The sequence below is a fragment of the Modicisalibacter luteus DSM 23508 genome, assembly GCF_000378505.1.
In the GTDB taxonomy this organism is placed as follows: Bacteria; Pseudomonadota; Gammaproteobacteria; order Pseudomonadales; family Halomonadaceae; genus Modicisalibacter; species Modicisalibacter luteus.
Window position 1 is genome coordinate 1 of sequence record NZ_KB900003.1, and the last position, 20,211, is coordinate 20,211.

The 20,211-nt window shown below is 60.1% G+C and carries 16 protein-coding genes; 6 read left to right on the forward strand and 10 right to left on the reverse strand.

Features of this window, described 5'->3' with window-relative positions:
* Positions 1-277: 277 nt before the first annotated feature.
* Positions 278-1,141, reverse strand: a complete 864-nt coding sequence (gene pssA, locus F568_RS0118400) for a CDP-diacylglycerol--serine O-phosphatidyltransferase (RefSeq protein ID WP_019020236.1) — start codon at positions 1,139-1,141, stop codon at positions 278-280.
* 157 nt (positions 1,142-1,298) lie between these two features.
* The gene (gene ilvC, locus F568_RS0118405; RefSeq protein WP_019020237.1) at positions 1,299-2,315 is read right to left on the reverse strand and encodes a ketol-acid reductoisomerase; all 1,017 of its coding nucleotides are present in this window, start codon (positions 2,313-2,315) and stop codon (positions 1,299-1,301) included.
* A 161-nt stretch (positions 2,316-2,476) separates the two neighbouring features.
* Between ilvC and ilvY the strand changes: the two genes are divergently transcribed.
* Entirely contained in the window at positions 2,477-3,361 is an 885-nt protein-coding gene (ilvY, locus tag F568_RS0118410) for an HTH-type transcriptional activator IlvY (protein ID WP_019020238.1), read from the forward strand.
* Positions 3,362-3,420: 59 nt separating this feature from the next.
* Here ilvY and ilvN read toward each other — a convergent pair whose 3' ends face one another.
* Positions 3,421-3,912 (reverse strand): acetolactate synthase small subunit, encoded by a 492-nt coding sequence (ilvN, locus tag F568_RS0118415; protein ID WP_019020239.1) that lies wholly within the window; start codon positions 3,910-3,912, stop codon positions 3,421-3,423.
* On the reverse strand, positions 3,912-5,636 hold the full coding sequence (locus tag F568_RS0118420) for an acetolactate synthase 3 large subunit (protein ID WP_019020240.1): 1,725 nt from the start codon (positions 5,634-5,636) through the stop codon (positions 3,912-3,914). Before F568_RS0118420 ends, ilvN begins: the two co-directional genes overlap by 1 nt.
* 554 nt (positions 5,637-6,190) lie before the next feature.
* Between F568_RS0118420 and treF (F568_RS0118425) the strand changes: the two genes are divergently transcribed.
* The gene (gene treF / locus F568_RS0118425; protein WP_156817495.1) at positions 6,191-7,810 is read left to right on the forward strand and encodes an alpha,alpha-trehalase TreF; all 1,620 of its coding nucleotides are present in this window, start codon (positions 6,191-6,193) and stop codon (positions 7,808-7,810) included.
* A gap of 98 nt (positions 7,811-7,908) precedes the next feature.
* Here the strand turns inward: treF (F568_RS0118425) and clpB are convergent, their stop codons facing one another.
* Complete coding sequence (clpB, locus tag F568_RS0118430) at positions 7,909-10,497, reverse strand: ATP-dependent chaperone ClpB (protein WP_019020242.1); 2,589 nt, start codon at positions 10,495-10,497, stop codon at positions 7,909-7,911.
* Between the two features lie 207 nt (positions 10,498-10,704).
* Here clpB and treF (F568_RS0118435) point away from each other — a divergent pair, with 207 nt between their 5' ends.
* Positions 10,705-12,390, forward strand: coding sequence for an alpha,alpha-trehalase TreF (gene treF / locus F568_RS0118435; RefSeq protein WP_019020243.1), 1,686 nt, complete (start codon positions 10,705-10,707; stop codon positions 12,388-12,390).
* Between the two features lie 112 nt (positions 12,391-12,502).
* Here the strand turns inward: treF (F568_RS0118435) and pgeF are convergent, their stop codons facing one another.
* A complete protein-coding gene (gene pgeF / locus F568_RS0118440; protein WP_019020244.1) occupies positions 12,503-13,258 on the reverse strand; it encodes a peptidoglycan editing factor PgeF in 756 nt (251 codons plus the stop codon).
* Positions 13,255-14,214 (reverse strand): 23S rRNA pseudouridine(1911/1915/1917) synthase RluD, encoded by a 960-nt coding sequence (gene rluD, locus F568_RS0118445; RefSeq protein ID WP_019020245.1) that lies wholly within the window; start codon positions 14,212-14,214, stop codon positions 13,255-13,257. The genes pgeF and rluD overlap by 4 nt, the downstream gene beginning before the upstream one ends.
* A gap of 248 nt (positions 14,215-14,462) precedes the next feature.
* On the opposite strand from rluD, the gene F568_RS0118450 reads away from it, so the two are divergent.
* Complete coding sequence (locus tag F568_RS0118450; protein WP_019020246.1) at positions 14,463-15,254, forward strand: outer membrane protein assembly factor BamD; 792 nt, start codon at positions 14,463-14,465, stop codon at positions 15,252-15,254.
* Positions 15,255-15,296: 42 nt separating this feature from the next.
* On the opposite strand, the gene F568_RS0118455 is transcribed toward F568_RS0118450, so the two are convergent.
* Entirely contained in the window at positions 15,297-16,928 is a 1,632-nt protein-coding gene (locus F568_RS0118455) for an NAD+ synthase (RefSeq protein WP_019020247.1), read from the reverse strand.
* Positions 16,929-17,039: 111 nt separating this feature from the next.
* Here F568_RS0118455 and F568_RS0118460 point away from each other — a divergent pair, with 111 nt between their 5' ends.
* Complete coding sequence (locus F568_RS0118460; RefSeq protein ID WP_019020248.1) at positions 17,040-17,300, forward strand: PP0621 family protein; 261 nt, start codon at positions 17,040-17,042, stop codon at positions 17,298-17,300.
* A gap of 31 nt (positions 17,301-17,331) precedes the next feature.
* Here F568_RS0118460 and thiO read toward each other — a convergent pair whose 3' ends face one another.
* Entirely contained in the window at positions 17,332-18,417 is a 1,086-nt protein-coding gene (thiO, locus tag F568_RS0118465; protein WP_019020249.1) for a glycine oxidase ThiO, read from the reverse strand.
* 86 nt (positions 18,418-18,503) lie between these two features.
* On the opposite strand from thiO, the gene F568_RS26395 reads away from it, so the two are divergent.
* On the forward strand, positions 18,504-19,040 hold the full coding sequence (locus tag F568_RS26395) for a GspH/FimT family pseudopilin (protein ID WP_019020250.1): 537 nt from the start codon (positions 18,504-18,506) through the stop codon (positions 19,038-19,040).
* Between the two features lies 1 nt (position 19,041).
* Here F568_RS26395 and F568_RS0118475 read toward each other — a convergent pair whose 3' ends face one another.
* Positions 19,042-20,208: a PilX N-terminal domain-containing pilus assembly protein gene (locus tag F568_RS0118475; protein WP_019020251.1), complete on the reverse strand. Its 1,167-nt coding sequence runs from the start codon at positions 20,206-20,208 to the stop codon at positions 19,042-19,044.
* Positions 20,209-20,211: the final 3 nt, after the last annotated feature.

Consider the following 20,211-nt stretch of genomic DNA (forward strand, 5'->3'; position numbering starts at 1 on the left):
CCTTTCTCAGCGAGCCGAGAAAAACCCCAACAGAAACAGCGCCTTGCGCCACCTTCACCGCCAACCACGTATGCCCGTCGTTGGCAGCGGATGCGTACTTTACGGATCTCGAGGCTCGCTGACAAGCCCTGTGTCATAAAATATTTGCGGGTACGTCATACCCTCGTCATATCTTCGAATGCGACTTTATCCACAACTGGTGTCTTGCCCCGCCATGTCACCGGGTGTGGATAACAAAAACGCCCGCACGAAGCGGGCGTTTGCAGGAAGGCGGTCTTCACTCGCCGGGCTTTTCGGTAGTTGCCTGATCCGGTGCCGGCTGGCCCTTGAGCTTGCGCATGGTAGCCATCGCCGGGCCCGATACTACATAACAGCCGAACAGGATAAGCAGCATTACAGAGGGTTCCAGCGAGATCACCACGAAGCCCAGCACAATCGCCAGCAAGGCAACGAAGGGAACGGGCCCCTTGAGATCGATTTCCTTGAAACTGTAGTAGCGGATGTTGCTTACCATCAGCACCCCCGTAGCTGCGACCACCAGCGTCATCAACAGCTTGAAGGGGAACGCTTCGGCGTCGAAGCTATGGAATACCCAGACGCATCCAGCGACAAGCGCGGCCGCCGACGGACTAGGCAGGCCGATGAACCACTTCTTGTCGGTGGAGCCGATCTGCACGTTGAAGCGCGCCAGGCGGAGAGCGGCACAAGCCACATACACGAAGGCGGCAATCCAGCCAACCTTGCCAACGTCCTGCAATATCCAGGTGAAGGCGACCAGCGCCGGTGCTACGCCAAAAGAGAGCATATCGGCCAGACTGTCGTACTCGGCGCCAAAGGCGCTCTGAGTGTTCGTCATCCTGGCTACACGACCATCAAGGCCGTCGAGCACCATCGAAACGAATATTGCCACCGCCGCCGCCGTGAAGTCGCCATTGATGGCAGCAACCACCGCAAAGAAACCGGAAAACAGTGCCGACGTCGTGAACAAGTTGGGCAACAGATAAATGCCCCGACGCCGGACTTTCTTGCCGTTCTCGACCGTTTCCTCGACGACGTCAGTTTCCCGCGCGAACTCCGAGAATTCGGAACTGAACTGGTGCGTGGAAGAATCGGATTCGGGGTGCTTACTGTCCTGAGTCATAGAGTCTCGTCGTCCGTTGCCATACCAGAGCATGAGTTTGCATTCTACACCCTGCCGCCCCTAACGATAGGCACTGACACAGCCCTTGCGCCAATCCGAAACGACAAAGGCGCGGAAATCCGCGCCTTTGTCCGGCCTTGCCAACTGGCGATACTGATTAGTTCTTGCTCTTGTCGACCAGCTGATTGGCAGCGATCCAGGGCATCATGGAGCGCAGCTTTTCACCGACCTGCTCGATCGGATGCTCTGCGTTAAGACGACGACGGGCATGCATCGAGGGGTAGTTGGTGTTGCCTTCCTGAATGAACATCTTGGCATATTCGCCAGTCTGGATACGCTTGAGCGCATTGCGCATCGCGGCACGGGATTCGTCATTGATGACTTCGGGACCCGTAACATATTCGCCATACTCCGCATTGTTGGAGATGGAGTAGTTCATGTTGGCGATGCCGCCCTCGTACATCAAGTCGACAATCAGCTTCAACTCGTGCAAACACTCGAAGTAGGCCATTTCCGGCGCATAACCCGCTTCGGTCAGGGTTTCGAAACCAGCCTTGACCAGTTCGACAGCACCGCCACAGAGTACAGCCTGCTCACCGAACAGGTCGGTTTCGGTCTCATCCTTGAAGGTGGTCTCGATGATACCGGTACGACCGCCGCCGATTGCCGCTGCATAGGACAAGGCAATTTCCTTGGCCTGGCCGGAAGCGTCCTGCTGAATCGCGATCAGGTCGGGAATGCCACCCCCCTTGGCGAACTCGGAGCGCACGGTATGACCCGGCGCCTTGGGCGCGATCATGATCACGTCGAGATCGCTACGCGGCACGATCTGGTTGTAATGAATGTTGAAACCATGCGCGAAGGCCAGTGTCGCGCCCTGCTTCAGGTTGGGTTCGATCTCGCTCTCGTAAATGGCCTTCTGGTTTTCATCGGGGGCCAGCACCATGACCACATCCGCTTCACGGCTGGCATCAGCGACCGTAGCGACCTTGAGACCAGCGGCTTCGGCCTTCTTGGCAGAAGACGACCCGGCACGCAGTGCAACAGTAACGTCGACACCGGACTCCTTGAGGTTGTTGGCGTGGGCATGGCCCTGAGAACCGTAACCGACGATAACGACCTTCTTGGCCTGGATGAGCGAAAGGTCACAATCCTTATCGTAATAAACGCGCATGTCTGGGACTCCAATCAGCAAAAGTGGGAATGTGTCAGCGTTGATGGCCGCGCTATCTTGTGTAGCGCTGGTGTCTTGGCAATGGCAGCCACGATACGACAGACATTGCATTGCGTAAAACGCTATATTTGCAATGTAACGATTCAAAAAGTGAAAAACTCATGGACCTGCGCCCGCTACGCCACTTCCTGATACTGGCTGACACATTGCACTTTGGACGCGCCAGCGATGCCTGTCATGTCAGCCCATCCACGCTGAGCCGAACCGTACAACAACTGGAGGATAGCTTGGATGTGCGCCTTTTCGAGCGCGACAATCGCACCGTGCAGCTGACCCGAGAAGGCCGCCTGTTTCAGCAATATGCACGCGATGCCCTTGAACAGTGGGAACTGCTGCGCCATTCACTGATGGAGGAAGCCGGGGCCCTTGCTGGCGAAATCAGCATCTATTGCTCGGTCACGGCGAGCTACAGCTTCCTATATGAACTCCTGAGCGAGTTTCGCCTGCGCTACCCGCGCATCGAACTCAAGCTTCACACCGGCGACCCTGCCGATGCCATTGGCCGCGTGCTGAGCGGTGACGAGGACATGGCAATCACGGCCCGCCCCGAAACCTTACCCACCCAGCTCGCCTTCAAGCCCATTGCGGTATCTCCCCTGGTATTCATCGCTCCCAGCGAAGCGGCCGACTGGCTCCCGGCCTCGACAGCCCGCCCTAGCGCCGAGGAGTGGTCACGCGCCCCGATGATCCTCTCGGAATCGGGCCTGGCCCGCGAACGCGCCGATGCCTGGTTTCGCAACCTGGGGGTGAAGCCTCACATTTATGCCCAGGTCGCCGGCAACGAGGCCATCGTCAGCATGGTCGGGCTGGGCTTCGGTATCGGCGTGGTTCCCAAGATCGTGCTCGATAACAGCCCTTTGGCCGGCCGCGTGCGTCTACTCGATGTTCAACCGGAACTGCCCCCCTATGACGTGGGCCTGTGCGTTACCGAAAAGAAGCTTCGCAACCCGTTGATTCGAGCCCTGTGGGAACAGACAGCGGCATGACGTGACAGGCAAGAAAAAAGCCGCTCCGAAGAGCGGCTTGAATCGATCAATGTATAAGCCTAAAGGCTCAATATCTTGTCGCCTCGCGAGATTCCCGACACCCCGGTACGCGCTACCTCAAGGATGCCGATGGGTGCCATAGCCTGCAGGAAGGCGTCCAGTTTACCGGCATCGCCAGTGATCTGGACGGTGTAGACGCTCGGAGTGACATCGACGATCTGGGCACGGAAGATATCTGCCGTGCGCTTGACCTCATCGCGCTGCGCGCCCAACGCCTTGACCTTTACCAGCATCAACTCGCGTTCGATATGGTTGCCCTCGGTCAGGTCGACCAGCTTGACCACATCGATCAGCTTGTTGAGATGCTTGGTGATCTGCTCGATCACCCGGTCGTCCCCCACCGTGGTCACGGTCAGGCGCGACAGGGTGCTATCTTCGGTTGGCGCCACGTTCAGCGACTCGATGTTGAAGTTGCGCTGAGAGAACAGCCCCACCACGCGGGACAGGGCGCCGGGTTCGTTTTCCATCAGGATCGAAATGATATGGCGCATCAGGTCCGCTCCGTCTTCGAAAGCAGCATGTCACGCATGGAGCCCAGGGGCACCTGCATCGGATAGACGTGCTCGCGTGGATCGACATAGATGTCGAGGAACACCAGCTCGTCCTTGTGGGCGAAAGCCCGCTCGAGCGCCGGCTCGAGATCCTCGTGACGTTCCACTTTCAGGGCGGTGAAGCCATATGCCTCGATCAGCTTCTGGAAATCCGGCAGTGACTCCATATAGGAGTGGGCATGACGGGACTTGTAGTTCAAGTCCTGCCACTGGCGCACCATACCCAGTGAGCCGTTGTTGAGGTTGACGATTTTCACGCCGACCCCGAACTGCTTACACGTCGACAGCTCCTGCATCATCATCTGGAAACTGCCTTCGCCAGTAATGCAGATCACGTCATCGTCCGGATAGCTGAGCTTGATGCCCATGGCTGCCGGGAAGCCGAAGCCCATGGTGCCCAAACCACCTGACGTAATGAAACGATTGGGCTTGTCGAACTTGTAGTACTGAGCAGCGAACATCTGGTGCTGCCCGACATCGGTGGTTACGAATGCTTCGCCGCGGGTGACACGGCACAAGGTCTCGACTACCTGCTGGGGCTTGAGCGGCTCGCCGGGCTCGGACGGATCGTAGAGCTTGCCGCGCCGTTCCTCGCGCCATCCTTCGATCTTGTCCCACCACTCGGAGAGCGCATCCGGATTGGCCGGCTCACGCCCCTGGACGAGGCTGATCATCTCATCGATGACACTACCCGCCGGCCCGACGATCGGCACATCGGCACGTACGGTCTTGGAAATCGAACTGGGATCGATATCGACGTGAATGATCTTGGCAGTCGGACAGAACTTCGAAGTGTTGTTAGTGACGCGGTCGTCGAAGCGAGCCCCGATGGCGACAATCAGGTCGGCATGGTGCATGGCCATGTTCGACTCATAAGAGCCGTGCATGCCCAGCCAGCCCAGCGACTGCCGGTCACTCTGCGGGTAGGCGCCAATGCCCATCAGTGTCGTGGTGATCGGATAGCCCAAACGTTGAACCAGGTCGGTCAGCCCCTCGCAGGCCTGTCCTGTAACCACGCCGCCCCCGGTATAGAAGACGGGGCGACGCGCCTTGAGCATCATTTCCACGGCCTTCTTGATCTGGCCGGTGTGGCCGCGAGTGACCGGGTTGTAAGAGCGCAGCTTGACCTTCTTGGGATAAACGTACTCGTAGCGCTCGGTGGGGGCGGTCATGTCCTTGGGTATATCGACCACCACCGGTCCCGGGCGCCCCGAAGCCGCAAGATAGTAGGCCTTCTTGAGGACCGTCGGGATTTCCGACGGGTGACGAATCGAGAAGCTATGCTTCACGATCGGCCGGGTCACGCCGACAATGTCGGTTTCCTGAAAGGCATCCTCACCGATCAGGTGGCTGGCGACCTGCCCGCACAGTACGACCATCGGGATCGAATCCATGTAGGCCGTGGCGATGCCGGTGACGGCATTGGTCGCGCCAGGCCCCGACGTGACCAGCACGGTCCCGGGCTTGCCCGAAGCACGGGCATAGCCATCGGCGGCATGGGTCGCGGCCTGTTCATGACGTACGAGAATATGTTTAACATCGTCCTGACGGAACAGCGCATCGTAGATATGCAACGCCGCTCCGCCCGGGTAGCCGTAGATATATTCAACGCCCTCATCCTTCAGGAAGCGGGCGATCATATCGGCGCCGGAAAGCAGTTCCACAGTTGGTATCTCCCCTGGAGGTCTCGAGTGCCAATTCGCCCCCTGGCGCGGTGGCGAATATCGAGTGCGGCGGTACGCCGCTGCCGGTCATTGCCGGCACCTGATGCCAAACCCTGGCGTTGTCCGGCCCGGATAGGGCCTGCACTCTTCATCGCGACGGATCGCCGCGTCGGGGGTTAGGCCAGGCCAGGCGGTTAGCCCGGGCCCGGAAAAATCCTTAACAGGCGGGTAGAGGTCAGCGGACCTACCCTTCACGCAGCATTCGGGGATCGCCCGTCAGCGCCACGCCCATGAATCAGGAACGGACAAGATTCCAACAGCCTCCGGCCGCTGTCAACCGTGAATCCACGGCCAAGCCCACAAAGCGCAGCCTTATCGGGCCATTGAATATGAACATTTCGCCATAAGCTTGAAGGCCAAGCTGACTTCTTCATACTTTGTCAGATGCCACTTAGACCAAAGTCTAACCCGAAGGGAGGTAAGTGATGCGGGGTGCGATGCATAACAGGTGGCCACTACAGTCCTTCGATACGCGACAAGGCGGTACAGCCTGCATGCCGGGGCATCACCAGGATAGTAGCGCCTGCGTAAAGCCACTGGAGAACCTCGCGACACCTCTCGAGGCGCATATAACACTGCCGCCAAATCTGCTGTGGGGCGAGTTGTTCTATGCCATTCAGGAACGCCAGATATTCACGGACAGCAAGACGTTCGTGGATCTGGTGCCTTGCAGCGAACCTGAAACGATCCTTGACGAATATCACCGTATCAAGGCGGATCCCGGCTTCGACGATGCTGTGCTCAAGACCTTCGTCGAGACGCATTTCGCCTCGGATGCTCTACCCGATGAGGTCTACTGTGCCGAGCCGGGACGCGCTATCGAGACACATATCGATGCCTTGTGGTCGGCGCTGACCCGCCATCCCCGGCGCGAGGCGCCACCGCTGGCGTCGCGTCTGCGTCTGCGCTATCCGTACCTGATCCCCGGTGGACGCTTCAACGAGATCTATTATTGGGACTCGTACTTCATCATGCTCGGCATGGAGGAAAGTGGCCGGCACGATCTGGCCTGCAATCTGGTGCATAACCTTGCCCACCTGATTCGCGAATACGGTCACGTGCCCAACGGCAACCGTACCTACTACCTGACCCGCTCGCAGCCTCCCATGTTCTCGAGCATGGTCAAGCGCCTCGCCGAACAGCACGATCACCACGCGTATCAACGCTTCCTGCCGGAAATGGAGCGGGAGTACGCTTACTGGATGGATGGAGAGGAAGGTCTGGCGCCCGGCCATGCTCACCGACGCCTGGTCAGGCTGGACGACGGCACGTTGCTCAACCGATACTGGGATGATCTGTGCATTCCGCGCCAAGAAGCCCACCACGAGGATGTCGGCACGGCCGAGACCGGCTCACGCCCGCACATCGACGTCTGGCGAAATTTGCGTGCCGGTGCGGAAAGCGGCTGGGACTATTCTTCACGCTGGCTGGCCGATGGAGCCGTGCTAAACACGATCCGCACGACAGACATCCTGCCGGTGGACCTGAACACCCTGCTACACCATCTCGAGGCGACTCTGGCCCATGCCCATGCGCTCAACGGCCAGCATGACCGGGCAGATCACTATCGCAAGCGGGCCGATGCCCGCCACGAGGCAATTCACACCTATTGCTGGGACGAGGCCCAGGCACGCTTCGGCGATTACCTGTGGCAAGAAGACGCCCTGACCGGCAGTATCCATGGTGCCATCGCGTTTCCGCTGTATTATGGAATCGCCACGCCTCGCCAGGCCGAGCTTACGGCCAGGCTGCTCGAGCGCGAGCTGCTCCAGGCAGGGGGCTTGGCGGCGACGAATCGGCGAACCGGCCAGCAGTGGGATGCGCCCAATGGCTGGGCCCCGCTGCAGTGGGTCGCTATCAATGGCCTGCGCGACTATGGCGAACATGCCTTGGCACGCACCATCGCCGAACGCTGGATTGCCACCAACCTGCAACGCTACACACAAGAGCACAAACTGCTCGAAAAATACGATGTCTTCACCAACCGTCACGCTGGCGGCGGGGAATACCCGGCCCAGGATGGGTTCGGCTGGACCAATGGCGTGCTGCGCAAGCTGATGGCGCTCTATCCTCGATCCGAGTCAGCTCCCGACCTGTCCTCTGCCTTTGCCTGATGATGCAATAACGACACCTGCCTCCACTTAAGCGCTAAACATAAAAAGACCCGCCTGGTGGCGGGCCGAAAAAGGTCGTAGGACGCGACCGGAAACGGTTACTTGCTGAAGACCAGATGGCTATCCTCGGCGGCCACACGGATGGTGTCGCCGGAAGTAAACCGGCCAGACAGCAAGTCCTGCGCCAGCGGGTTCTCGATCCGGCTCTGGATAGCGCGCTTGAGTGGACGCGCGCCGAAGACCGGATCGAAGCCCACCACTGCCAACTGAGCCATGGCATCGTCGCTGACCTCGAGTTTGAGGTCGCGCTCGGCCAGCCGTTGCCGCAGACGATCGAGCTGAATGTTGGCGATCGCTTGGATCTGCTCCTGCCCCAGAGCATGGAAGACCACCACCTCGTCGATACGGTTGATCAGCTCGGGACGGAAGTGAGCACCCACCACTTCCATGACCGCATCTTTCATCTGGGCGTAGTCGTTATCGTCGCCACCGAAACGCTGGATGATGTCGGAGCCCATGTTCGAGGTCATGACGATTACCGTGTTGCGGAAGTCCACGGTCCGCCCTTGGCCATCAGTCAAACGACCATCCTCCAGGACCTGCAGAAGGATGTTGAAGACGTCCGGGTGCGCTTTCTCAACCTCGTCGAGCAGTAGCACCGAGTATGGCTTGCGGCGCACGGCCTCAGTCAGATAGCCGCCTTCCTCATAGCCGACGTACCCCGGCGGTGCACCTATCAGGCGAGCCACGGAGTGCTTTTCCATGAACTCGGACATGTCAATGCGCACCATGGCCTCCTCGGTATCGAAGAGGAAATTGGCCAATGACTTGCACAGCTCGGTCTTGCCTACCCCGGTCGGCCCGAGGAACAGGAACGAACCGTTCGGCCGATTGGGGTCGGCGAGCCCGGCCCGTGAGCGACGCACCGCGTTGGCCACGGCATTGACCGCCTCGTCCTGGCCGATGACCCGTTCGTGCAGCGCCTCTTCCATACGCAGCAGCTTCTCGCGCTCCCCTTCGAGCATCTTGGCCACCGGAATCCCGGTCCAACGCGACACAACCTCGGCGATTTCCTCCTCAGTGACGTTGGAGCGCAGCAGCACGTGCTGTGACGGATCGCTCTTTCCATCCCCCTCGCCGGCTTCGACGATCTTCTTCTCTAGCGAGGGGATGACTCCGTACTGCAACTCGGACATGCGCCCCAAGTCGCCTTGGCGACGCGCCGCCTCGAGGTCGATGCGCGCCTGTTCGAGCTCGGCTTTGAACTGCGCAGCGCCCTGGATGCTGGCCTTCTCGGACTTCCATACTTCGTCGAGATCAGAGTACTCGCGCTCCAACTCGCCTATCTGCTCTTCGAGGTTTTCCAAGCGCTTTCGCGAGGCCTCGTCGGTCTCCTTCTTCAGCGCCTCGCGCTCCATCTTGAGCTGGATCAGCCGGCGGTCGAGGCGATCCATCTCCTCAGGCTTGGAATCGAGTTCCATACGGATTCTAGAGGCCGCCTCGTCGATCAGGTCGATGGCCTTGTCAGGCAGCTGGCGATCGGTAATGTAGCGGGTCGACAGCTTGGCCGCAGCGATGATCGCGCCATCGGTAATGTCGACGCCGTGGTGCACCTCGTAGCGCTCTTTGAGGCCACGCAGAATGGCCACGGTGTCCTCTTCGCTGGGCTCATCCACCAGCACCTTCTGGAAGCGCCGCTCGAGCGCGGCATCCTTCTCGATATACTTACGATACTCGTCGAGTGTCGTGGCGCCCACACAGTGCAGCTCGCCGCGCGCCAGCGCAGGCTTGAGCATATTGCCGGCGTCCATCGAGCCTTCCGCCTTACCGGCACCGACCATGGTGTGCAGCTCGTCGATGAACAGGATCACCCGGCCCTCTTCCTTGGCTAGCTCGTTGAGCACCGCCTTCAGGCGCTCCTCGAACTCGCCGCGGAACTTGGCGCCGGCCAGCAGCGCCCCCATGTCCAGTGACAAGACGAGCTTGTCCTTGAGGCCTTCCGGCACCTCACCGTTGATGATGCGCTGGGCCAGTCCTTCGACGATCGCCGTCTTGCCGACGCCGGGCTCGCCAATCAGCACCGGATTGTTCTTGGTGCGTCGCTGTAGAACCTGAATAGTGCGGCGAATCTCGTCATCGCGGCCGATTACCGGATCAAGTTTGCCCTCGGCGGCTCGCGCGGTGAGATCGAGGGTATATTTCTCGAGCGCTTCACGACTTTCCTCGGCGCTGGCGTCGTCAACCCTGGCACCGCCGCGCAAGCTGTCAATGGCCGCCACGACACTCTTCTTGGATAAGCCGGCCTGAGTCAGCACCTTGCTGATGGCATGATTCATTTCCAGTGCCGCAAGCAGAACCAGCTCGCTGGCGATGTATTGGTCGCCACGGGCCTGGGCTTCACGATCGGCCAGGTTGAACAGACGTGCCAGGTCCTGGCTCATGGTTACATTGCCATCGAACTGGCCGACCTTGGGCAGGTTGTCGAGATACTGAGCCAAGCCGTCACGCAGCCGTGCGACATCGCCACCGGCCTTCTGGATGAGCCCCTTGATACCGCTATCGCGGGCCTCGAGCAGAGCCGTCAATACATGCCCTGGATCGAGCTGATTGTGGCCCCGCCCCACGGCGAGCGACTGAGCCTCGGCCAGAGCATTTTGCAGCTTGCTGGTCATGCGATCGATTCGCATTGAAAACCTCCATTGGGGTGATGACACGTTCTGACGCGCCACAGTCCCTGTTTCATGTTGACTTACTCTATGGAGGTATGATGGGCATGTTTCAAGCCGCCCAGTTGGGAAAAGCTCCCAACCTTGATTGGTATCAATAGGTCGCTAACCTAAGGGGAACGACACGCTTCGCATGCCCGCCACAACAACGCACGAAGGGACACGATCATGCAACGCCGAGCAAGGAATGCCGGGTGGCCTCTGGCCGCAGCACTCACTTTCTGCCTGGCCGGGCTGCCTGACAGCGGGGCCGCCGACACACCATTGCCGTCTTCTCCCACCCGGGAGACGGTCAGCATTCCACCGCCCCCGGACCTGCTATGGGAAGACCTGTTCTTCGACGTCCAGACCCGAGGCATCTTCGAGGACAGCAAGACCTTCGTCGACCTGATCCCCACGCAGCCGGCCCCAGCCGTACTGGAGGATTACGAGCGCTTCGCCGAGTCTCCCGCATATACCAGCGACGCGGCCCTGCGTAGTTTCGTCGAGGAGCATTTCCGGACCGACCAGGCCGAGGCACATGCCCCGCTACAGGAAGGCCAACCGGTCATCGAGCATATCGATGCGCTTTGGCCCGTGCTTACGCGTGAGCCCGACACACGTGAGAGCCGCTGGTCCTCGCGCCTGCCACTGCCATACGCCTATGTCGTGCCAGGTGGCCGCTTCAACGAGATCTACTACTGGGATTCCTACTTCACCATGCTTGGCCTGCTCGAGAGCGGTCTGCAGGAGCGGGTACGCGACATGGCAAACAACTTCGCTTACCTGATCGAGGAATACGGTCATATCCCCAACGGCAATCGAACCTACTACCTGACCCGTTCACAGCCGCCCTTCTTCGCCAGCATGGTCGATCTGGTGGCAACGTTCGAAGGAAGCGCTGCCTACATCCGCTATTTGCCTGCGCTGCAGACCGAGTATGACTACTGGATGGAAGGCGCCGAGACACTGGCCCCGGGCGAGGCCTACCGGCGCGTGGTGCGCCTGGACGATGGACGCCTATTGAACCGCTACTGGGATGACGCCAATACGCCACGTCAGGAATCGTTCAGCGAGGACTTGGCGACGGCAGACGAGAGTGAGCGACCAGCGGTCGATGTCTGGCGTGACCTGCGGGCGGGCGCCGAAAGTGGCTGGGACTTCTCGTCACGCTGGTTGGCCGATGAAGCGACACTGGCCACCATACGCACCACCGACATCGCCCCCGTGGATCTCAACAGCCTGCTCTATCATCTGGAACGGACCCTGGCCAAGGCCCATGCCCTCGATAGCCAGCATGATCTAGCGAGGGAGTACCGCCAACGTGCCGATGCCCGCCGCCAGACGATTCGCGACGTCTTGTGGAGCGAAGCGGACCAGGCCTTCGGTGACTACCTTTGGCGACAGGATCGGTTGACCGGCACCCTGAGCAGCGCCACCGCCTTTCCGCTGTTCTACGGTATTGCCGACGCCGAGCAGGCTGCGGCCACGGCGTTGACCTTGGAGCAGCACCTGCTGATGCCCGGCGGCCTGGTTTCCACTCTCAACAAGACCGGCCAGCAGTGGGATGCCCCCAATGGCTGGGCGCCGCAGCAGTGGATCGCCATAGAAGGACTGCGTCATTACGGCAACCAGCGCTTGGCGCGAATGATCGCCGAGCGCTGGATAGAGACCAACCTGACGCGCTATCGGGAGGAAGGCAAGCTGGTCGAGAAATACAACGTCATGGACAATCAGCGAGCCGGGGGTGGCGAATACCCAGCCCAGGACGGCTTCGGCTGGACCAATGGCGTATTACGCAAGCTGCTAACGCTCTACCCGAATGCATACGATCGACAAGCCGAGACGGCGAGCCGCGTGAGTTCATCAAGGTAGAGACGCCCCGGCGAGCACAGGCCAGGCAAGACAAACCAGGACGAGGATGTAACGCCACGAGAGTGCACGAGGCCGCGTTCAGCGCCGAGCGACCGATATGCAGCAATAGTGGTTAGCGTAGCCAGATGACACTGGCCATTCTTCCCGTCACGCCGTTATCACGCCGGTAGGAGTAGAAGCGGGATTCGCTTGCCGTGCAGAAGTGGCCCCCGCTGACATGCGAAACGCCCAACCGCTCTAGCCGCAGTCGTGCCAGGCGATAAAGATCGCCCATGTAATGACCTAGACGATAGGGACTGTGCTCGAAGGCGCTGGCGGCTTCGGGTTGGACCGCCACGAACGCATCGAAGACTTCCTTGCCGACTTCAAACTGGGCATTGGATATGGCCGGGCCAAGCCAGGCCATGACGTCATCTGGCGAACAGCCCAGTGCCGCCACGCTCGCTTCCAGCACGCCGCCAGCGAGGCTGCGCCAGCCGGCATGAGCCAAGCCCACTCGCGTCCCTCGACGATCGCACAGGAAAACCGGCAGACAATCCGCGGTGAGGATGACACAGGCATGCTGCGTGTCGAACGCCACGGCAGCATCGGCCCTGGGCGACGCTTCGGCGAACTCGGGCTGGTACTGCTGCACGACATTGGCGCCATGCACCTGATCGAGCCACAGCAGTGGGCGCCGGTCATCTAGTTGCTCGGTCAGCAGGTCGCGGCAGAGGGCAACCGTCGCTGGATCGTCACCGACATGCAGCGCCGGGTTGAAGGCGGCATAAGGCCCCTGGCTAGGGCCGGTTTCCCGTGTGGTAACGAAAGCCCCGACAGTGCTGGGGGCCGGCCAGTCGGGAAGCAACAGGGTCGGTTGGTCACTCATGCACGCTCCTCGCTATCGACTCGAAGGTAATCGAGCAACATCAGCAGATCGTCAGGCAAATCGGCACGAAATTCTATCGTTTCACCACGCCGAGGATGAATGAAGGCCAGCTTGCGTGCATGCAGCGCCTGACGCGGGAACTCACGTAATATTTCCTTGAGTGTCTCGGACGCGCCGGCCGGAACCTTGAAACGTCCACTATAGAGCGCGTCGCCGATCAGCGGAAAGCGCCGGTAGGCCATGTGGACACGGATCTGGTGAGTGCGCCCCGTTTCCAAGCGGCAACGCACATGGGTATGCCCGCGAAAACGCTCGGCGACCCGGTAATGCGTTACCGCCGGTTTGCCCGACTCGGTCACTGCTTGGCGCTTGCGGTCCTTGGGATGCCGGCCGATGGGTGCATCCACGGTCCCTCCGGCAGTCATAACGCCGATGACCACGGCATCGTACTCCCGCGATACGGTGCGTGCCTGCAATTGCTCGACCAGGGAGGTCTGCGCCGCCAGGGTCTTGGCCACGACCATCAGGCCACTGGTGTCCTTGTCGAGACGATGCACGATTCCCGCCCGCGGGATCGCCGCCAGTTGCGGGCAATGATGCAACACGGCATTGAGCAGCGTGCCGTCCGGGTTGCCCGCCGCCGGGTGCACCACCAACCCTGGCGGTTTATTGATGACCAACACGTCGTCGTCCTCGTGGACGATCTCCAGGTCAATGGCCTGGGGTTCCCAACGCGCCTCGGCTTCCAGCACGGCGTCAAGCGTCAGGCGCTCGCCCCCGTATACCTTGTCCTTGGGGCGGGCCTGGGCACCATCCAGCGTCAGCACGCCCTGCTTGATCCAGCTCTTGATACGCTCGCGGGAAAAGTCGGAAAACAGCTCCGCGGCGGCCTGATCGAGGCGCATGCCGACCATGGCATCGGGGATACGTTCGTCGCGATGAAGGGTTTCTGACATAGTGGGCGGATAGCCTGTGAGTTTCGCCCCTGCGGGCCTTTGCTTTATAGTGAGCCGGATTCGGCCGATTCGAGGCCCTGTACGACGCTCGGCGAACATTGGCCAGACGAGGCGGAAGACAGCAAAAAGCGGAGTTTACCTGAGGTGAACACGTAATTTGAGCCGTTTTTCCCAGCCGTAGGGTCGGGCGCGAACGATTCGTACACAGCCTAGCATGGCCCACTAGATTGCTCGATACGAGGATGACGATGCGCGTTTCTTCCCTTGCTGCCGTGGCACTGACCGCCGCCCTTCTAGCCGGCTGCGCCAGCAACGAGGTCGCCCCAGACCTGCAGGAACAAGAGCTTTACCAACAGGCCCAGACCTCACTGGATGCAGGGCGCTATACCCGGGCCGTCGATCAACTCGAAGCCTTGGATACCCGGTTTCCCTTCGGCAATTATGCCGAGCAGGCCCAGCTCGAGCTGATCTATGCCTACTATCAGGTCGACAACTGGGAAGCTGCCCGGGCTGCTGCCAGCCGTTTCATTCGCCTGCACCCGGATCACCCCCAGGTCGATTACGCCTACTACATGCGCGGCCTGGCCGCTTACCAGGCGGGACGCTTCAGCCTCGAGGGCATGGAACTGATCGATATTTCCAAGCGCGACCTGGGCGCCTCACGCGATGCCTATGTGGATTTCGGCGAGTTGGTGCGTCGCTATCCCGACAGTCCTTACGCCGCCGATGCACGCCAGCGCATCATTTACCTGCGTAACGTCATGGCGCGCCATGAGCTGCAGGTGGCTGACTTCTATCTTCGCAAGGGCGCCTATGTCGCTGCCGTCGAGCGCGGCCGCTGGGTAATCGAACACTATCCCCAGGCCACTGCCACGCGTGACGCCCTGGCAGTGATGGTCGAAGGCTATCTGGGCCTGGAAATGCGCGACCGTGCCCGGGAGGTGTTGGCCACCCTGATCGAGAACGACCCCAACAACGCGCGACTCAACGGGAACACCTTCGAGCCCGAGCACGTCGACGCCGAGCCGCTCAGACTGTAACCGCTTCGGGCTTCGCCGGGTGACACCGGCGAAGCCCGATACTCATGCGCCGGGCTGCCAACCGTTGACTACGGGGTAGCGCCGGTCACGCCCGAAGCCCCGTACCGTAACACGCACACCGATCGGTGCCTGGCGCCGCTTGTACTCGCTGCGATCCACCAGCTGCACCACCTTGTAGACGTCCTCGGACGAGAACCCGGCCTCAATGATCGACTCGGCGCTCATGTCGCCTTCGATATAGCGCTCGAGAATGGCGTCGAGGACATCGTAACCGGGCAGCGAATCGCTATCCTGCTGATCAGGTGCCAGCTCCGCCGATGGCGGACGCGTGATGACCCGTTCCGGAATCGCCGCGTCCTGCGTATTACGCCACTTGGCCAAACGGTACACCCACGTCTTGTAGACATCCTTCAACGCGTTGTAGCCCCCTACCATGTCGCCATAGAGCGTGGCGTAGCCGACCGCCATCTCGCTCTTGTTGCCGGTAGTAAGCACCATCAACCCCTTCTTGTTGGAGATCGCCATGAGCAGCACACCGCGACAGCGTGACTGCAGGTTCTCCTCGGTAATGTCCTTCTCGGTGCCGATAAAGCTTTCGGCAAGCGTCTCGGTGAATGCCTCGACCATCGGTGCGATCGGTAGCACCTCATAATGGACACCGAGCATGCGCGCCTGCTCGGCGGCATCGGCCTGGGAGATTTCCGCCGTGTAGTGGTAGGGCATCATGACCGCATGGACCCGCTCGGGACCCAGCGCATCCACAGCGATGGCCAGGGAAAGCGCCGAGTCGATTCCGCCCGACAGGCCAAGCACGACGCCCTTGAAGCCGCTTTTGTTGACGTAGTCACGCAGTCCGGTAACCAGCGCGCAGTACAGGTTATCCTCGGGCTCCGCCAACGGTTCGCACTCCCCGGGCTCGGGATGCCACACCCCGTCGCGATGCACGAAGCGCACCGGCATCAGCCCCACCTGCCAGTGCGGCGCCTGTACGCACAGCTTGCCCTCGGCGCTGACCACCAGTGATCCACCATCGAATACCAATTCATCCTGACCGCCGATCTGGTTGACATAGACCAGTGGCCGCTGGACTTCCCGAGCCCGCTCGGCCAGCAGATCGATACGCTCGGCAGCCTTGTTCTGATGGAAAGGTGAGGCATTGAGCGTCACCAGCACGTCGGCGCCCGCCTCCTCGGCCTGACGCACGGGCTTGCCTTCCCAGATGTCTTCGCAAACCAATACGCCCAGGCGTACACCTCGGTGCTCGATAACCAGCGGGCGGTTTCCGGAGGTGAAATAGCGACGCTCGTCGAATACCTGATAGTTGGGGAGCGCCTGCTTGGCGTATTCGCCCAGCCACTCACCGTTATAGAGCACCCCCGCCAGATTGTAGTAACCGCCCTCTCGGCGCCCTGGGTAGCCAACGATGACCATCACGTCTCGGGCCACCTTGGCGGCCATTCGCTGGCGGGCTTCGGCCAGACGGGTTTCCATCGAGGCGCGCAGTAGCAGATCCTCGGGGGGATAGCCGGTCAGGAATAGCTCGGGCAGCACCACGACATCGGCCTTGTGTTCGATGCGCGCCTCGCGAACAGCTTCAATGGCACGGTCGGTATTGCCGGGAATGTCACCGACCAGGGGGTCCAGTTGGGCCATTACCAGAGTCAGGTCTTGCATGACGAGTTGATTCCTTGAATTGGCTGGGGCGAGCGAGGTCTATAAGATAAGCGTCTCTACTCATTGTCCCGCAAGGTTTGCGCGGAGGCAAAACCACCAATAGGCACTAGGATGAATCTCTTGATTATACGTCTGGTCATCTTCGCGGTGCTTTTCTGGGCCGGCCTCAAGCTCTACCGGATGTACCGCGAATGGAAATTGTCGCAGGACGAGGAGACCCGACGTCAGCAGCAACTCGACAACGGCCGCATGGTGCGCTGCAGTTTCTGTCGGGTACATCTGCCAGAAGACGAGGCGCTGAGCCAGGACGGGCGCTGGTTCTGCAGTCGCGAGCACCGCGACCGCTTTCTCGAACAGCAGCCTCCGGCCTGATAGCTCTCGGATTCGTTAGACAAAACTCGGTCTAGACGGACAGACGATACGGCTCGGAGTCGACGATCGGCGTGCGGCCCAACAACTGATCCACTAGCAGGCGGGTCGATGCCGGCGCCAGTACCAGCCCGTTACGGTAGTGTCCGGCGTTGATGTGCAGTCCGTCGATACTCGGTACGGCGCCGATGAAGGGAATGCCATCCGGTGACCCTGGGCGCAACCCTGCCCAGTGCCGCTCCACCGAGCAATCCGACAGGGCGGGTATGATGCGCAGGGCACTATCGTGTAGCGACTCTCGCGCCTCGGCCGTGAGGCTCTTGTCGTAGCCCGTATCCTCAAGTGTCGATCCGGCCAGGATGCGACCGTCATTGCGCGGGATGACGTAACGGCCATCCATCAGTACCACACGCTCCACCAGCCCCAACGGTGCCTTGAAAAGAATCATTTGTCCCTTCACGGGGCGTACCGGCACACTCACTCCTGCGGTTTCCAGTAATTGGCCGGCCCAGGCTCCACCACACACGATCACGCACTCGGCATTGAACCGTTCCTCTCGGCTGGCCACACCACTGACACGCCCCCTCTCGATCACTAGGCGCTCGACCGCAACCCCCTCTCGAAGCTCGACCCGGGACATCGCTGACAGACGGGCACGCAAGGCCTGCGCCAGCCGAGGATTACGGATGCTGCCCAAGGTGGGCATCCACAGGCCACTCGCGAATCCCGGCGCGGCCTGAGGCTCCTTGGCGTAGAGGAAGTCGGCGCCCACCCGTTCCAGCGGCTTGCCCACCTCGCGCGCCCAGTCCAGCGCCCGGCCTTCGTCATCGACCCGCAAATAGAGCAGCCCCTTTTGGCGATACTCGGGATCGATGCCCGTCTCTTCCAGCAAGCGCAGCGATAGCTCGGGGTAGAAGCCTTCGGACCAGCGTGACAACTGAGAAATGGGCATGCTGTAGCGCCAGGGATACAACGGCGAGACGATCCCGCCCCCTGCCCAGGATGCCTCTTTCCCGCACTCGCCCCGCTCGACTAACGTCACCCGATGGCCGGCATCGGCCAGTTGCAGGGTGGTCATCATGCCAATGACACCACCGCCCACTACCAGAAAATCTCTCACGACAGGTTCCGTCCTCGCTTATATGGGTTTCTGCCTGCACCACGCACAATGCAACGATGCGAAAAGATACCACTCACGCCCCGTGGATGCCCCCCGGTGCTACACTGCGAAACCGGCCCCACCAGATAAACTCGGTGCAGAGCGGGTTTACTCTGATCGGGCTACTAGTGGCCATTGCAGTGCTCGTTGTTATGGTGACTTGGGCGGTGCCGAGCTACCAGCAGTTCGTGGCGAGGAATGAGCTATCCGTCGAAGTGATGCGCTTGAGAACGGCGCTAGCACAAGCTAAAAACACAGCCATCACACGCCGAGGGACGATAACAGTGTGCCCAAGCCATGATCAGGTAGAATGCTTGGCGGACTGGGCGGCACCGTTAATGATTCTGGAAGGTCGCGCGGAGGGTGGCTATCGGAAAGGCACCGAGACGATATTGCGAGTCCTCTCGGCGAGTGATGTCGCCAGTATCACATTTCGCAATGATTACCGCTATGTGCGTTTTCCCTCGACGGGCTGGCCTAGAGGATATAACGGCACGTTTGATATTTGTGGGCGTGGCGGTCAAGGCGTTCAGTTAATCATGAGCAATCTGGGGCGAATCAGGCATGAGCATACCAACTGCTGATTCATTCTACCGTTTCACTCCATTTTATGATTAATGGTTTACTGGGCTTACGCTGACTCTCATTGTTCACCGACCAGAACTCGCCAGCTTCATCCAAAAGTGCGTATGCCATGTCCAGTGACGCTGCGTTGTATAGATATGTCGCATTGCCGCCGCCAGAAAACTCCAGGTTCGCAGATATGTATGCCGGCTCATCACTATTATCAACCTCATATGGCGAAACCAGCAGGGCGCCACTGAATACACCTCGCCCACCGCCAGAAACCGTATAGTTCCCGAGCACAATCAATAGTCCCTCAAAAGAGGGAGTTCCGCTCAGGTCAGCATTGCCATTCACTACCATAATTCCCGAGCCACTAAAGTTTCCCCGCCCTTGGTTGAAATCGCCATCGATAAAAGTGATCTGAGGGTTACCTTCAGAACCAGCAGAGGGGTCGGTGACACTTTTTGCATAGTAGACATCTGCTTCAGCCCTGAGCAGCTCTACAAAGCTAGAAAATTTACTGGCATCAGTCAGCAGTGATTCGCTTATTGGACTGGATATACCCCCGAGATAATTATCCAGCCGGTCTTCTGACAACGCTCCTTCAATAGCATCCGCATCTTGCTCACTCGCTGTTGAAATCGCAGGGTTGCGAGTACCGTCCACTAGTTCCTCACCTTCGACATCGAATGCGTTCGAGCTAGCCGGAGAGAACCTACCTAAGGGGGAAGGGATGGTAATCGGCGATAATCCGAGGAAACCATTACTCGGCTTGATGACCTGTGCCTCCACAGTTCGCTGAGCCAGGATGCTGTTGCCTGAAAGAACGGCACCGACCCCTCTTACGCGGTAGACGCTCGCACCATGACAATATTCAACACGGTAAACCACATGCTGATTCAGTTGAGCGATATCGAGACTCTCCCAGCCGATATCCGGAATAAAGGGAACGAACGTATATTCAGGGCCGGAGCCACAAGAGGCACTCCCCTCCGCAGCCACTATAGTTTGCCAATAGCGTGAAATCGCATACTCTGCGGCCATCTTGGCCGAGGCTGCCGAGCGCGCATTTCCCGACATGGCCTCTTCCAGCCGAGACGACTGCGTATTACTTAGACCAAGCATCAAGGCGACCGACAAGAGCACGAGGCTGACAACCAAAGCCGCTCCTTTCTGACGTTGCATCAC

Excerpts from the sequence above, each read along its gene's own strand:
- pssA (WP_019020236.1), bottom strand. The coding sequence starts at position 1,141 with ATGACTCAGGACAGTAAGCACCCCGAATCCGATTCTTCCACGCACCAG.
- rluD (WP_019020245.1), bottom strand. The coding sequence starts at position 14,214 with ATGTCAGAAACCCTTCATCGCGACGAACGTATCCCCGATGCCATGGTC.
- F568_RS0118475 (WP_019020251.1), bottom strand. The coding sequence starts at position 20,208 with ATGCAACGTCAGAAAGGAGCGGCTTTGGTTGTCAGCCTCGTGCTCTTG.
- ilvY (WP_019020238.1), top strand. The coding sequence starts at position 2,477 with ATGGACCTGCGCCCGCTACGCCACTTCCTGATACTGGCTGACACATTG.
- F568_RS0118450 (WP_019020246.1), top strand. The coding sequence starts at position 14,463 with ATGCGCGTTTCTTCCCTTGCTGCCGTGGCACTGACCGCCGCCCTTCTA.
- F568_RS0118460 (WP_019020248.1), top strand. The coding sequence starts at position 17,040 with ATGAATCTCTTGATTATACGTCTGGTCATCTTCGCGGTGCTTTTCTGG.
- treF (WP_156817495.1), top strand. The coding sequence starts at position 6,191 with ATGCCGGGGCATCACCAGGATAGTAGCGCCTGCGTAAAGCCACTGGAG.
- F568_RS0118455 (WP_019020247.1), bottom strand. The coding sequence starts at position 16,928 with ATGCAAGACCTGACTCTGGTAATGGCCCAACTGGACCCCCTGGTCGGT.
- pgeF (WP_019020244.1), bottom strand. The coding sequence starts at position 13,258 with ATGAGTGACCAACCGACCCTGTTGCTTCCCGACTGGCCGGCCCCCAGC.
- ilvN (WP_019020239.1), bottom strand. The coding sequence starts at position 3,912 with ATGCGCCATATCATTTCGATCCTGATGGAAAACGAACCCGGCGCCCTG.
- F568_RS26395 (WP_019020250.1), top strand. The coding sequence starts at position 18,504 with ATGCCCCCCGGTGCTACACTGCGAAACCGGCCCCACCAGATAAACTCG.
- ilvC (WP_019020237.1), bottom strand. The coding sequence starts at position 2,315 with ATGCGCGTTTATTACGATAAGGATTGTGACCTTTCGCTCATCCAGGCC.
- clpB (WP_019020242.1), bottom strand. The coding sequence starts at position 10,497 with ATGCGAATCGATCGCATGACCAGCAAGCTGCAAAATGCTCTGGCCGAG.
- treF (WP_019020243.1), top strand. The coding sequence starts at position 10,705 with ATGCAACGCCGAGCAAGGAATGCCGGGTGGCCTCTGGCCGCAGCACTC.